The 12,878-nt window shown below is 72.5% G+C and carries 12 protein-coding genes; 5 read left to right on the top strand and 7 right to left on the bottom strand.

Annotation, left to right across the window (positions count from 1 at the left end; genetic code table 11):
* Nucleotides 1-38: 38 nt before the first annotated feature.
* From ACLBXO_RS21795 to eda, 3 genes are all read left to right on the top strand, one after another.
* Complete coding sequence (locus ACLBXO_RS21795; protein WP_331317032.1) at nt 39-1,160, top strand: asparaginase; 1,122 nt, start codon at nt 39-41, stop codon at nt 1,158-1,160.
* Nucleotides 1,161-1,470: 310 nt separating this feature from the next.
* Entirely contained in the window at nt 1,471-3,297 is a 1,827-nt protein-coding gene (gene edd, locus ACLBXO_RS21790; protein ID WP_447686639.1) for a phosphogluconate dehydratase, read from the top strand.
* Between the two features lie 22 nt (nt 3,298-3,319).
* Nucleotides 3,320-3,946: a bifunctional 4-hydroxy-2-oxoglutarate aldolase/2-dehydro-3-deoxy-phosphogluconate aldolase gene (eda, locus tag ACLBXO_RS21785; protein ID WP_331317028.1), complete on the top strand. Its 627-nt coding sequence runs from the start codon at nt 3,320-3,322 to the stop codon at nt 3,944-3,946.
* 157 nt (nt 3,947-4,103) lie between these two features.
* On the opposite strand, the gene ACLBXO_RS21780 is transcribed toward eda, so the two are convergent.
* Nucleotides 4,104-6,215, bottom strand: a complete 2,112-nt coding sequence (locus ACLBXO_RS21780; RefSeq protein WP_331317027.1) for an ABC transporter ATP-binding protein/permease — start codon at nt 6,213-6,215, stop codon at nt 4,104-4,106.
* 148 nt (nt 6,216-6,363) lie between these two features.
* Nucleotides 6,364-6,681, bottom strand: a complete 318-nt coding sequence (locus tag ACLBXO_RS21775; protein WP_331317026.1) for a hypothetical protein — start codon at nt 6,679-6,681, stop codon at nt 6,364-6,366.
* Between the two features lie 291 nt (nt 6,682-6,972).
* Between ACLBXO_RS21775 and ACLBXO_RS21770 the strand changes: the two genes are divergently transcribed.
* Together ACLBXO_RS21770 and ACLBXO_RS21765 are read left to right on the top strand one after the other, a co-directional pair.
* Nucleotides 6,973-7,605, top strand: a complete 633-nt coding sequence (locus ACLBXO_RS21770; protein WP_331317024.1) for a 2OG-Fe(II) oxygenase — start codon at nt 6,973-6,975, stop codon at nt 7,603-7,605.
* Nucleotides 7,606-7,627: 22 nt separating this feature from the next.
* Complete coding sequence (locus ACLBXO_RS21765; protein WP_447686638.1) at nt 7,628-8,317, top strand: peptidase inhibitor family I36 protein; 690 nt, start codon at nt 7,628-7,630, stop codon at nt 8,315-8,317.
* A 9-nt stretch (nt 8,318-8,326) separates the two neighbouring features.
* Here the strand turns inward: ACLBXO_RS21765 and lpxB are convergent, their stop codons facing one another.
* The 5 genes from lpxB to lpxD form a co-directional block, all read right to left on the bottom strand.
* Nucleotides 8,327-9,505: a lipid-A-disaccharide synthase gene (gene lpxB / locus ACLBXO_RS21760; RefSeq protein ID WP_447686637.1), complete on the bottom strand. Its 1,179-nt coding sequence runs from the start codon at nt 9,503-9,505 to the stop codon at nt 8,327-8,329.
* Nucleotides 9,502-10,365 (bottom strand): LpxI family protein, encoded by an 864-nt coding sequence (locus ACLBXO_RS21755; RefSeq protein ID WP_447686636.1) that lies wholly within the window; start codon nt 10,363-10,365, stop codon nt 9,502-9,504. Before ACLBXO_RS21755 ends, lpxB begins: the two co-directional genes overlap by 4 nt.
* Nucleotides 10,366-10,376: 11 nt before the next feature.
* Nucleotides 10,377-11,195: an acyl-ACP--UDP-N-acetylglucosamine O-acyltransferase gene (gene lpxA / locus ACLBXO_RS21750; protein WP_331317021.1), complete on the bottom strand. Its 819-nt coding sequence runs from the start codon at nt 11,193-11,195 to the stop codon at nt 10,377-10,379.
* The gene (gene fabZ / locus ACLBXO_RS21745) at nt 11,192-11,668 is read right to left on the bottom strand and encodes a 3-hydroxyacyl-ACP dehydratase FabZ (protein WP_331317020.1); all 477 of its coding nucleotides are present in this window, start codon (nt 11,666-11,668) and stop codon (nt 11,192-11,194) included. Before fabZ ends, lpxA begins: the two co-directional genes overlap by 4 nt.
* 109 nt (nt 11,669-11,777) lie before the next feature.
* Nucleotides 11,778-12,839: a UDP-3-O-(3-hydroxymyristoyl)glucosamine N-acyltransferase gene (gene lpxD / locus ACLBXO_RS21740; RefSeq protein ID WP_331317019.1), complete on the bottom strand. Its 1,062-nt coding sequence runs from the start codon at nt 12,837-12,839 to the stop codon at nt 11,778-11,780.
* Nucleotides 12,840-12,878: the final 39 nt, after the last annotated feature.

Genomic DNA, 12,878 nt, shown 5'->3' with positions numbered 1-12,878 from the left:
GTCCCACTCGCTCTCCCGTCAACCATCGAGGATCTCCGATGTTCTCCTGCCGAAGCGGCGCGGCTCTTCCCCTGCGCGGAGCGGTCTTCGCCCTGGCCCTGGCCAGCGGATTCGGGGCGGCGCCCCTCAGCGCCCGCGAGATGCCCGAGGCGGGCACGGCCGCCGCGGCGAAGAAGCCGAACGTCGTGATCCTCGCCACCGGCGGGACGATCGCGGGCGCCGGGGCGGACGCCGCCAACAGCGCCACCTACACGGCCGCCAAGGTGCCGGTCGACAAGCTGATCGCCGCCGTGCCGCAGGTGAACACCATCGCCAATGTCCGCGGCGAGCAGGTCTTCCAGATCGCCTCGGAGAGCTTCACCGACGCGCAGCTGGTCCAGCTCGGCAAGCGCGTGTCCCAGCTCCTGAAGCAGGACGACGTCGACGGGATCGTCGTCACGCACGGGACCGACACGCTGGAGGAGACCGCGTTCTTCCTCGACCTCGTGGTGAAGAGCGACAAGCCGATCGTGGTGGTCGGCTCGATGCGGCCGGGCACGGCGATCTCGGCCGACGGCGCCCTCAACCTGCTCGACGCCGTCACGGTCGCCGCCAGCAAGGAGGCGATCGGCCAGGGCGTCACCGTGACGATGAACGACTACATCCAGTGCGGCCGCGACGTGAACAAGCGGACCAACATCGTGCCCAGCGCCTTCTACAGCCAGTGGGGGCCGCTCGGCATGGTGGTCGAGGGCAAGACCTACTTCTTCCGCTCGCTGACCAAGCGGCACAACATGAGCTCCGAGTTCGACATCGACCAGATCGACAGCCTGCCGCTGGTGGGCATCGTCTACGGCTCGGGCAACATGATCCCGGGCGTCTACGACGCCGAGCTCCAGGCCGGCGCCAAGGCGATCGTCAACGCCGGCACCGGCAACGGCTCGGTGCCCGGCTACCTCGTCGACAAGCTGAAGGACATCCGCTCCAAGGGCGCCATCGTGATCCGCTCGTCGCGGGTGCCGGACGGCTTCGTCCTGCGCAACGCCGAGCAGCCCGACGACAAGTACGACTGGGTGGTCGCCCACGACCTGAACCCCGCCAAGGCCAAGATCCTGGCGGCCGTGGCGCTCACCAAGACCAGCGACACCAAGGAGCTGCAGCGCATCTTCTGGGAGTACTGAGTCCGGGGGCGCGCCGCGTCCCCGGGGCTCGACCCCGTCCTGGGGCGGGCCGGCGTCGGGCGTCCGGGCAGAGGCGCGCGGTGGCCGTCCTCGCGCGCGGAGCGAAGCCGTCCGGGGTCGCGCTGCCCTGGGTCACGTCGCTCCGCGGGTGACGGTGCGGCGGGCGGCCCGCGCGGCGTCGCCGGCGCTCGCCCCGGGTTACATCCCGCGGCGCACCCCTTAGATACCGGGCACCGACGCGGCCGCGCGGCCGATCCCGACTCGCGGCATCGGCCCCGCCCCCGTCGGCACCGAGCCTGGAGGAACAAGCATGACCGAGCTTCATCCCGAGGTCGCGGCGGTCACCGAGCGCGTGGTGACGCGCTCCCGCGAGACCCGGCGCGCCTATCTCGACCTGATCGCCCGCGAGCGCGAGGCGGGGGTCCGGCGCGGCAAGCTCGCCTGCGGCAACCTCGCCCACGGCTTCGCGGCCTCCGGCGAGGACAAGGCGGCGATCCGCGACGAGCGGACGGTGATGAACATCGGCATCGTCACCGCCTACAACGACATGCTGTCGGCCCATCAGCCCTACGGGCGCTACCCGGACCAGATCAAGCTGTTCGCCCGGGAGCGCGGCGCCACCGCGCAGGTCGCGGGCGGCACGCCGGCCATGTGCGACGGGGTCACGCAAGGGCAGAGCGGCATGGAGCTGTCGCTGTTCTCCCGGGACACGATCGCGCTCTCGACCGCGGTCGCGCTGAGCCACGGCATGTTCGACGGCGCGGCCCTGCTCGGCATCTGCGACAAGATCGTGCCGGGCCTGCTGATCGGGGCGCTGCGCTTCGGCCACCTGCCGACGATCCTGATCCCCGCCGGGCCCATGCCGTCGGGCCTCGCCAACAAGGAGAAGCAGCGGATCCGCCAGCTCTACGCCGAGGGCAAGGTCGGCCGGGCGGAGCTGCTCGAATCCGAGTCCGCCTCCTACCACGCGGCCGGGACCTGCACGTTCTACGGCACCGCCAACTCCAACCAGATGATGATGGACATGATGGGCCTGCACATGCCGGGCGCGTCCTTCATCAATCCCGGCACCAAGCTGCGCCAGGCCGTGACCCGGGCGGCGATCCACCGCCTCACCGAGATCGGCGGCGCCGGCAACGACTACCGGCCGCTCGGCCTCTGCGTCGACGAGAAGGCGATCGTCAACGCCGCGGTCGGGCTCCTCGCCACGGGCGGATCGACCAACCACGCGATCCACCTGCCGGCGATCGCGCGCGCGGCCGGCATCGTCATCGACTGGGAGGATATCGACCGCCTCTCCAGCGCCGTGCCGCTGATCGCCCGCGTCTACCCGAACGGCGCCGGCGATGTGAACCACTTCCACGCCGCGGGCGGCATGAGCTTCGTGATGGCGGCCCTGCTCGACGCGGGCCTGCTGCACGACGACATCCTGACCGTGGCGGGCCAGTCGCTGCGCGACCACGCCCGCGACCCGAAGCTCGACGGCGAGGAGCTGGTCTTCGAGGACGCGGTGCCGGAGAGCCTGGACGACACGATGATCCGCCGGCCCGGCAACCCGTTCCAGCCCGACGGCGGCATGCGGCTCGTGAAGGGCAATCTCGGCCGGGCGACGTTCAAGACCAGCGCCGTGGAGGAGCACCGCCGCACCATCGAGGCCCCGGCCCAGGTCTTCTCCGACCAGGACGAGGTGCTGAAGGCCTTCAAGGCCGGGGAGCTGGAGCGGGACGTGGTCGTCGTGGTCCGGTTCCAGGGCCCGAAGGCGAACGGCATGCCCGAGCTGCACAAGCTCACGCCGCCGCTCGGCGTGCTGCAGGATCGCGGCCACAAGGTCGCCCTGGTGACGGACGGGCGGATGTCGGGCGCGTCGGGCAAGGTCCCGGCCGCCATCCATCTCAGCCCCGAGGCGCTGGGCGGCGGCCCGATCGGGCGGATCCGCGACGGCGACATCGTCCGGCTCAGCGCCGCCGACGGGCTGCTGCAGGTTCTCGTCGACGACGCGGAATTCGCGGCCCGCCCCGAGGCCGAGGCGCCGGAGCCCGCGACGGGCACCGGGCGGGAGCTGTTCGCGTTCATGCGCCAGGGGGCCGACACGGCGGAGCGGGGCGCCTCGGCGATGCTCGCCGCCGCCGGCCTCTGAAATCAGCAGGGAGTTGCCGACCATGAACGATCTGACCAGCATCGACGCGCTGATGCGCTCCGTGCCCGTCATTCCGGTCCTGGTGATCGACGACGCGGCCCAGGCACGGCCCATCGCCGAGGCCCTGGTGAAGGGGGGCCTGACTGCCCTGGAGGTCACCCTGCGGACCCCGGCCGCCCTGGACGTCATCCGGGAGATGACCCGGGTCGAGGGCGCGGTGGTGGGCGCCGGGACGGTGCTGAACCCGCGCGACCTCGAGAACGCCCTCGCGGCGGGCGCCGAGTTCATCGTGTCACCGGGGCTGACGGCGCCCCTGACCGACGCCGCCAAGGCGAACGGCGTGCCCTACCTCCCCGGCGTCGCGACGGCAGCCGACATCATGCGCGGCCTCGACCACGGGCTCGACCGGTTCAAGTTCTTCCCGGCCGAGGCCGCGGGCGGGATCAAGGCGCTGAAGGCGCACGCGGCGGTGTTCGGCGCGGTGCGGTTCTGCCCCACGGGTGGGATCACCGAGGCGACCGCCCCCGACTGGCTGTCGATTCCGTCCGTGCTCTGCGTGGGCGGGAGCTGGGTGGTGAAGCCCGGCACGCCGGATCCGGCGGCGATCGAGCGGGCCGCCCGGGCCGCCGCGGGGCTGCGGACGGCGTGAGCCCCGCAACCGCCGTCCTTGCGAGCGGAGCGAAGCGAGCCAGGGCCGCGCCACATCTCCAGGATGTCGCGCTGCCCTGAGTCACTTCGCTGCGCTCGTGATGACGGAGAGGGCACGGCCCCCACCCGCAGAGAGAGGTGGGAGCTGTTGCAGCCCCTCACTCCGCCGGGAGCGGCTGCCTCTGCACCCGCGGGACGAACACACCGCTCTCCGGCTCGAGCGCGATGCGCCGGTCGTGGAAGGCGTCGAGCGTCGAGCGGTGGCCGATCGACACGATCGTCGTGCCGGGGAGCCGCTCGCGCAGCATCCGGTAGAGGGCCGCCTCGGAAGGCTCGTCGAGGGAGGCCGTGGCCTCGTCGAGGAACAGCCATTCGGGCTTCGCCAGGAGCGCGCGGGCGATGGCCAGTCGCTGCTGCTCGCCGCCCGACAGCCGCCGCTCCCAGGTGTCGCTCTCGTCGAGGTGGTCGACGAGGTGGGCGAGCTGCGCGGCCGTCAGGGCGTCCCGGATCGCCGTGTCCGGGAACTGGTCGGTGGTGTTCGGGTAGACCACGGCGCCGCGCAGGGTGCCCTGCGGGATGTAGGGCCGCTGCGGCAGCAGCAGGGCCGACTGCCCGGCGGGCACGTCGACCCGGCCCTTGCCGAACGGCCAGATCCCCGCGATCGCCCGGAACAGGGTCGATTTGCCGGAGCCGGAGGGACCGGTGACCAGGGTCGCGCCGCCGCGCGGCAGGGTCAGCGCGTCGGCGGTGACGATCGGCTTCCCGTTCGGCAGGGCGAGGACCAGATCGCGCGCGGTGACGTCGCCGGCACTCTCGTTCCCCTGGACGAGACCGTAGCCCGCCGCCTCCAGCGCCTCGGCCTTGGTCATCGCCCGGCGGAAGGAGCCGAGACGGATGGTGTTGGCCTTGTAGGCCGCCAGCGTCGTGTACGAATCCACGAAGAACGACAGCGAACTCTGCACCTGGCTGAAGGCCTGGGAGGTCTGCTGGAGTGCGCCCAGCGTGATCTTCTTGGCGAAGAAGGACGGCGCCGCCAGCACCATCGGGAAGATCACGCTCGCCTGCCGGTAGCTGAACGTGAAGGCGATCAGCTTGATGCGGCGGAAGATGATCCCGACGTAGTTGTCGATCACGCTGTGGAACAGCGTCGACAGCCGCGAGGCCTCCGCACGCTCGCCGCGCAGCAGGGCGATCTGCTCCGAGTAGATGCGGTTCCGGGCCAGCGCGAAGCGGAAATTCGCCTCGACCTGCTCCTGCCGGAAGTCGAGCCCGATGAGCGGCCGGCCGATCAGGTGGGTGAGCCACGTGCCGACCACCGCGTAGGCGATCACCAGCCAGACCAGGAAGCCCGGGATCACCGTGTCGGTGAACGGCACGACGAAGTCGCGCGACAGGGTCCAGAGGATCACGATGAACGAGACGAGCTGCGCGGCCTGGCTGAGCAGGCGGATCGACAGCGTCGTGGTCTGCACGATGAAGCTGTTGACGTCGGCCTGGATACGCTGGTCCGGGTTATCCGCCTCCTCGTCGGTGAACGGGATCCGGTAATGCGTGCCGTTGCCGAGCCAGCGCTCGTACAGGCTGTGCGTCAGCCACGTGCGCCAGCGGATCAGCAGCGAGGAATCCACGAACAGGTCGAACATGCCGATGGCGATGTTCAGCGTGGCCAGCGGCACGAACACCCAGAGCAGCTGGTACCAGAACGCGTTGGCGTCGTATTCCTGGAGCGAGTTGTAGATGTCGCGGTAGAAGAAGTTGAACCGCAGCGTCAGCGCCACGTCGGCGAAGTTGACGAAGATCGACAGCGCCACGAGGTTGCGGCCGATCCGTCCCTCGGTGGTGCCGAACCAGCGGAACAGGCCGATCTCCTTGGTCGGCTTGTCGCGATTGGCGAAATACGGGTCGGCGATGTTGGTGATCGCGCGGATCGGCTCGAGATGCGAGATGCCGAGCACGATGGCGGCGAAGACCACCGCGCCGGTGGCCGCGAAGGCGGGCGGGAGCAGGGCCGCGATCACCGGCGGCAGCAGCCCCATGGCGGCGACCGTCTTCGAGCCGGCGAGCAGCAGGTACCCGACGCCGTAGACCGACACGAAGACCTTCAGGTAGGCCGAGATGCCGTTCGAGGCGATCAGGATGCCCGCCATCGCGAAGCCGGCGAGGGAGACGTAGAGCGGCGGGCTCGGGATTCCGGGAAACGCCAGCAGGATCAGCGCGGCCAGGGCCGTGAGCACGGCCTGGATACCCAGTCCGGTCCTGAGTGCTGCCACCGTCGATCCCCCATCCGTGCGCGCCCGCTCGGGACGCCGCCGGCGGCCTTGGCCCCGGCAGATGGCCAGATAGTGGCACTGTGCCCGCGCTGTCGCGTGAAACTTTGGTCACGTTCCGGCGGTGCGGCGATTTACGCCGGCGGCGCGGCTACCAGTTCCACTCCTCGAAGCCGGGTTCGCGGCAATGGTAGCCGATCGGGCATTGCGGGTTGTCCCGCGTCGGGGCGAAGCGCAGCTCGGCGATCTCAGAGCCGCTGCACTGACCGGGATTGCTGACGAAGCGCTCCGGCGCCGACCCGGCGGCGATGATCACGTCGCCCTCGTTCCTCACGAGGGCCATCGCCTCGGAGCAGGTCATGCGCGCCGTCATCGAGCCGCGGGGCGGGCGGGACTGGGCATGGGCCTCGACCCCGGCCGCGACTGCGGCGAGGTGGGTGAACAGCAGAGCGAGGGCCAACGGCCTCATCGGGCACGGATTCCGGTACGCACCCGGGAAGAAAGCCCGCGGGTCTGGCGCCATCCTGCACAAGCGGGCCGTCCGAGACTGTCACCGGAATGCGCCACCGGGCCGCTTTCGCCGTTGGACCGCCGCAATCGGCGGATTAGGAGATTCCGGGATCGCCGGAAGCAGCTGTAGATCTGTGGTCGTGGACGCCTGCGCGGGCGGCCCCGGCACGACGGCAGGACCGGCCCCCCGGCACGCGTCTCCGGCGCCCCGCGTGCCGGCCGACCGGCGCCGGAGCCAAGGGACCCAGCGATGTCCGCTCTCTCGATCCTCGACATCTCCGCCGTGCGCGCCGCGCCCGTCTCCCGCGAGCCCTACGCCTACACGCTGGGCAGCAACGTCCTGAATCCCGACGCGATCGACGACATCCGGCGCGACTTCCCGGACATCGGCAAGCCCGGCTACCTCACGGTGGACGAGGTCGCGCTGAAGGGCCGGTTCAAGGCGCTGATCGACGAGCTGGAGAGCGACGCCTTCTCGGAGATTCTCGGCGAGAAGTTCGGCATCGACCTCGTCTCCTGCCCGCGGCTGACGACCATCATGCGCCGCAGCCAGCTGAAATACGGCTCGATCCACACCGACGGCCCGTCGAAGGTGCTCACCCTGCTCGTCTACATGAACGATGCCTGGGATGCCCCGGCGGCCGGCCGCCTGCGGGTGCTCTACGACGGACGCAACTACGAGCCCTTCGCGGTGGAGGTTCCGCCGACCATGGGCACGATGTTCGCGTTCCTGCGGGCGGACAATTCCTGGCACGGCCACGAGCCCTTCGAGGGCGAGCGGCGCGTGGTGCAGGTGGCGTGGCTCAAGGACGCCTCGGAGTTGGAGCGCAAGCGCAAGCGCAACCGTACGGCGCAGTTCCTGAAGGGCATCTTCGGCCGCTGATCGGACGAGAGGGGGGCAGGCCATGGGGGCGGTGGTGCTGGCGGATCCGGGCGACGGGGCGCGTTCCGGCTCCTGGCGTCGCTTCGCCCTGCCGACGCTCCTCATCCTCGGCTGGGTGGGCCTCTTCGCCTACAGCGCCGCCTACCTGACCGAGGACCTGCCGTTCCGCCCGTCCAGGCCGGAAGCGAGCCCGTCCGCGGACGGCTCCTCCGGCCCGCGCGCCGCGCGCCGCGTCGTGATGCTCGACGAGCCCGACCAGTTCGCGCCCCCGGCCGAGCCGCCCAGCCAGACCGCCATGGCGGCCTCGTCGCCGCCGGCGCCCGCCCAGAACGCCGCGGCGGTACCCTCGGCGGCGGCGACCGCCCGCCCGTCGCCCGCCCCTGCCCCTGCCCCTGCCGCGGCCCCGGCGGTCGCCCCGGCCGAGTATGTCGGTGTCTGGGGGCCGACACCCGAGGCCTGCGGGACCCGGTCGCGGCGGCGCGGCTACATCCCGGCCACGATCACGGCGGATCGCGCCCGCGCGGGCCGCACGCTCTGCGTCTTCCACGACACGCGTCGGAGCGGCGCCGCCTGGGTCACCGCCGCCGAGTGCAGCGATCGCGGCCGTCACTGGTCGTCGCAGGTCCGCCTGCAGGTGGACGGCGAGCATCTGACCTGGTCGAGCAGCCGCGGGACCTCGACCTATATCCGCTGCGGGCGCCGCGCCGGCTGAGCGGTGCCGTCACGCCGCCGGATCCGCCCCGCGCCCCTCGGCCGCGCGCAGGACGATCCGCGCCGCCGCGCGGCTCGGCGTGTCCTCCGCGGCGAGCCGCATCCGCCCGTCGATGCGGCCGAGGGCGGCGAGCTGGGTCTCCCGGTCCTCACCGCCGGCCAGGAGCGGCCGCAGGGCGCCGGCGAGGCGGTCCGGGGTACAGTCGGCCTGGACGAATTCCGGCATCGCGTTCTCGGCGAGGATCAGGTTCGGCAGCACGATGCTGGGGACCTGGATCAGCCTGCGGGCGATGAACTCCTCCGCCCGCGAGACCTTGTAGGCGACGACCATCGGGACGCCCGCGAGCGCCAGCTCCAGCGTGACCGTGCCGGAGGCGGCGAGCGCCGCCCGCGCCTCCCGGAAGGCGGCGTACTTCGGTGCCTCGCCGGTGACGATGCGGACCGGCACCGCCCAGTCGGCCGAGAGCCGCTCGATCAGGTCCCTGTGCCGGGTCACGGCGGGCAGCACCGCCTCGACCGCCAGGCCCTCGGCCACGCGGGCCAGCGCCGCCCCGAAGACCGGCATCAGCCGCTCGATCTCGGACCGGCGGGAGCCTGGCAGGACCACGAGGCTGTAGGGAACGGCCTCGCGCCGTCCCCGCTCGGCCGCGCCGGGCCGCAGCTCCGGGAGGCGCTCGATCAGCGGGTGCCCGACATACGTGCAGGGTGGTCCGCCGAGCCGCCGATGCGCGTCGGGCTCGAAGGGGAGCAGGGCCAGGACGTGGTCGATGAACGGCCGCATGGCCTTCGCCCGCCAGGGCCGCCACGCCCAGACGCTCGGCGACACGTAGTCGATGATCGGGAGGCCGGGCGCCGCCCTGCGCACCCGCCGCGCCACCGCGTGGGTGAAGCCCGGACTGTCGATGATCACCAGCACGTCGGGCCGGGCGCGGACCGTCGCCTCGACCGTCTCGCGGATGCGGCGGAGCAGGGTCCGGGCCCGGGCGAGGACCGGCAGGTAGCCCATCACCGCCACGTCATCGAGGGGGAACAGGGACGCGAATCCCGCCTCCGCCATGGCCTCGCCGCCGACGCCGCCGAACACGGTGTCGGGCGCGGCCTCGCGCAGGGCGCGCATCAGCTTGGCGCCGAGCTGGTCGCCGGAATCCTCGCCGGCCACGAGCCAGATCGTCCGGGGCCGGCCGGTCACGGCGCGCCTCCGTACCCGACCACGAACAGGCCGAGGCGGTCGGCCTCCGCGGCCGTCGCCGCCCGGTCGATGACCAGGGTCCCGCCCGCCTCCAGGGCGAGGCCGGCGCAGCCCGCCCGGGCCGCGTTGCGCACGGTCCGCGCGCCGACGGCCGGGAGATCGATGCGGCGGTCCTGGCCGACCTTCGGGGCCTTCACCAGCACGGTCGCGGGCATCGCTCGGCCGAACCCGAAGGGGCGGCGTCCCAGGGCCCGCGCCCGGGCGAGCATGCGGTCCGTGCCCTCCGGTCCCTCCACCGCGAGGATCCGGTCGCCGGCCAGGACCACCGCCTGCCCCAGATCGTAGGGCGAGAGCGCGTCGAGGACGCCGCGCCCGGTGCGGATCGTGGCGGCCGCCTCGGCGTCCGGGGCCCGGCGCCCGAGGGGGCCGTCCGGGCAGAGCAGGTCCGGCGCGGCCTCGTGGACGCCGACGACCCGGTGGCCCGCCTCCTCGACCAGCGCGACGGCGGCCCGCAGCAGGCGGTCGTCCCCGCCGCCGGCGATCGCCCGCAGGGCCTCCCGGTTGCGCAGGGCGGCGCCCGCGTTGAGGATCGCGGCCGGGCTCGGGCGGGAGACCCCGCCCGCCGGCACCACGGTCGCCGGCCCCCAGCGCCGCAGCAGCCTCAGGGTGGCGGCGAGATCGAGGAGGTCGACCGTGGCGTCGGCGCCGGCACGCAGGGCCGGCCCGGTGAAGCCGCGCAGCGCGATCACCCGGAAGGGCCGGCCCGCCCGGCGGAGCGACTCGGCGACGAGCTCCGGCAGGCGCCCGGCCCCGGCGATCAGGACCAGGGCCCCCTCGGGGGCGGGATCGGCATCGGTCACGGCCCGGCCGCTCAGGCGGCGCTGATCGGGGTCGGAACCTCGCGCGGCGTGCAGATCGAGCGCTTGCCGCCGAGGCGGATGAAGTCGAGGATCTCGGCGACCGCCGCGTGGGACTCGAAGGTCGCCGCCACGTCCTCGACCCGCTCCATCAGCGTGCCCTCGGGGGCGAAGAGCAGGCGGTAGGCGCGCCGCAGCGCGTGGATGTCCTCGCGGGCGAAGCCGCGGCGCTGGAGCCCGATGATGTTGAGCCCCGACAGGTAGGCCCGGTTGCCGAGCACCATGCCGTAGGGGATGCAGTCGTTCTCCAGGCCCGACAGGCCGCCCACGAAGGCGTGCGCGCCGACCCGCGCGAACTGGATCACGGCGGCGCCGCCGCCCAGGATCGCGTAGTCGCCGACGCTGCAATGGCCCGCCAGCATGACGTTGTTGGAGAAGATCACGTGGGCGCCGACCCGGCAATCGTGGCCGACATGCGAGTTGGCCAGGAAGGTGCAGTGGTCGCCGACCACGGTCTCCAGCCCGCCGCCGCTGGTGCCCGGGTTCATGGTGACGCCCTCGCGGATCAGGCAATCGGCGCCGATCGTCAGGGTCGAGGGCTCGCCGCGGTACTTCAGGTCCTGCGGCTGGTGGCCGATCGACGCGAAGGGGAAGATCCGCGTGCGGGGGCCGATCGCGGTCCGGCCCGCCAGGACCACGTGGCTGATGAGTTCGCAATCCGCGCCGAGCTGGACCTCGGGCCCGACATGGCAGAAGGGGCCGATCCGCGCCCCGTCGCCGATCCGGGCGCCGGCCTCGATCACGGCGCTCGGGTGGATGACGGGCGCGGTCACTCCGTCACCAGCATGGCGCTGATCTCGGCCTCGGCGACCAGCGTGCCGTCGACCCGGGCCTCGCCGCGGAACCACCACATGGTCCGGCGCTGGTTCAGCTTCGTCATGTGGAAGCGCACCTGGTCGCCGGGGGTGACGGGCTTGCGGAACTTGCACTTGTCGATGGTCATGAAGAACACCTGCTTGGTGTTCCGCCCGTCCGCCCGGATGTGGCGGCAGCAGATCGCGCCCGCCGTCTGCGCCATGCCCTCGATCAGGAGCACGCCCGGGAAGACCGGCATGTCGGGGAAATGGCCCATGAACTGCGGCTCGTTGGCCGTGACGTTCTTGATGCCGACGCAGGATTCGTCGCGGTCGATCTCGACGATGCGGTCCACCATCAGGAACGGGTAGCGGTGCGGCAGCAGCTCCAGCAGCGTCTGGATGTCGGCTATGCCCAGCTCGGTGCCGGTCTCGCGCGCCGCCTCACTCATCGAAATCCGCACCTCGACTTGCCGCCTTCGGCGGCCCGCAATCCGGCCGCCTTCGGCGCGCCGACCGCCCTCTTCGGAAGAAATCGCCGGAAGCGCAAGGCCTTCCCGGTCAGGCGTCGTCGCCCGCGGGCTCCTTGCCCGAGCGTTCGGCGAGGCGCGCGAGCGTCGTCAGCTCGCGGAACCACGCCCGCACCGGCTTGGCGGGCGTCCCGCCCCAGCGGCTTCCCGGCGGCACGTCGCGGTTGACGTTGGACGAGCCGGCGATCTGGGCGCCGCGGCCGATGCGCAGGTGGCCGACGACGCCGACCTGGCCGCCGAGGACGACGTAATCCTCCAGCGTGGTCGAGCCCGAGATGCCGACACCCGACACGATGACGCAGTGGCGCCCGATCACGACGTTGTGGGCGATCTGCACGAGGTTGTCGATCTTGGTGCCCTCCCCGATCACCGTGTCGCGCGAGGCGCCCCGGTCGACCGTGGTGTTGGCGCCGATCTCGACGTCGTCCTGGACGATGACGCGCCCGACCTGCGGCACCTTGAGGTGGGTGGCGCCCATGGCGAAGCCGAACCCGTCCTGCCCGAGCCGGGCCCCGGGATGGAGGATAACCCGGTTGCCGAGGAGGGCGTGGCTCAGAGTCGTGCCGGCACCGATCGCGCAGTCGCGCCCGATCCGGACGCCCGGTCCGATCACGGCGTTCGGCCCGACCACCGTCCCGGCGCCGATCTCGGCCCCCGGCCCGATCACCGCGCCGGGATCGACCGTGACCCCGTCCTCGAGCCGGGCCTCGGGATGGACGTGGGCGCCGGAAGCGACGCCGCGGACCGCGAACTGGGAACCGGGACGCAGGGCGTCCGGGTGAAGCCGGCCGAGCAGGGCCGCGTAGGCGCGGTAGGGATCGCGGCTGACGAGGGCGACGGTCCCGGCGGGACAGCGCGCCGCGAAGCGGGGGGAGACCAGGCAGACGCCCGCCCGCGTCGCCGCGAGGGCGTCGCCGTAGCGGGCATTGTCCATGTAGGCGAGGTGGTCCGGACCGGCGCTCTCCAGGGAGGCCGCGCCGCTGAACCGGCGATCCGGGTCGGCCCCCTCGGGGAGGCCCGTGCCGGCGGCCGCCGCGATCTCGGCCAGCGTGAGCCCGGCGGCGGCGGCGGTGAAGAAAATGGGATCTGACATGCTGGGCAACGCGCCGGCCGGGACAATCCGGCCGGCGCG

The sequence above is a fragment of the Methylobacterium sp. C33D genome, assembly GCF_053345825.1.
The sequence above is the reverse complement of the archived record's forward strand: the minus strand, read 5'-3'. Positions and strand labels throughout refer to the sequence as shown.

Bases quoted from the DNA above. Each gene is read 5' to 3' on its own strand.
- ACLBXO_RS21795 (WP_331317032.1), top strand. From the start codon at position 39: ATGTTCTCCTGCCGAAGCGGCGCGGCTCTTCCCCTGCGCGGAGCGGTC.
- ACLBXO_RS21770 (WP_331317024.1), top strand. From the start codon at position 6,973: ATGTCCGCTCTCTCGATCCTCGACATCTCCGCCGTGCGCGCCGCGCCC.
- eda (WP_331317028.1), top strand. From the start codon at position 3,320: ATGAACGATCTGACCAGCATCGACGCGCTGATGCGCTCCGTGCCCGTC.
- lpxD (WP_331317019.1), bottom strand. From the start codon at position 12,839: ATGTCAGATCCCATTTTCTTCACCGCCGCCGCCGCCGGGCTCACGCTG.
- ACLBXO_RS21775 (WP_331317026.1), bottom strand. From the start codon at position 6,681: ATGAGGCCGTTGGCCCTCGCTCTGCTGTTCACCCACCTCGCCGCAGTC.
- edd (WP_447686639.1), top strand. From the start codon at position 1,471: ATGACCGAGCTTCATCCCGAGGTCGCGGCGGTCACCGAGCGCGTGGTG.
- fabZ (WP_331317020.1), bottom strand. From the start codon at position 11,668: ATGAGTGAGGCGGCGCGCGAGACCGGCACCGAGCTGGGCATAGCCGAC.
- ACLBXO_RS21765 (WP_447686638.1), top strand. From the start codon at position 7,628: ATGGGGGCGGTGGTGCTGGCGGATCCGGGCGACGGGGCGCGTTCCGGC.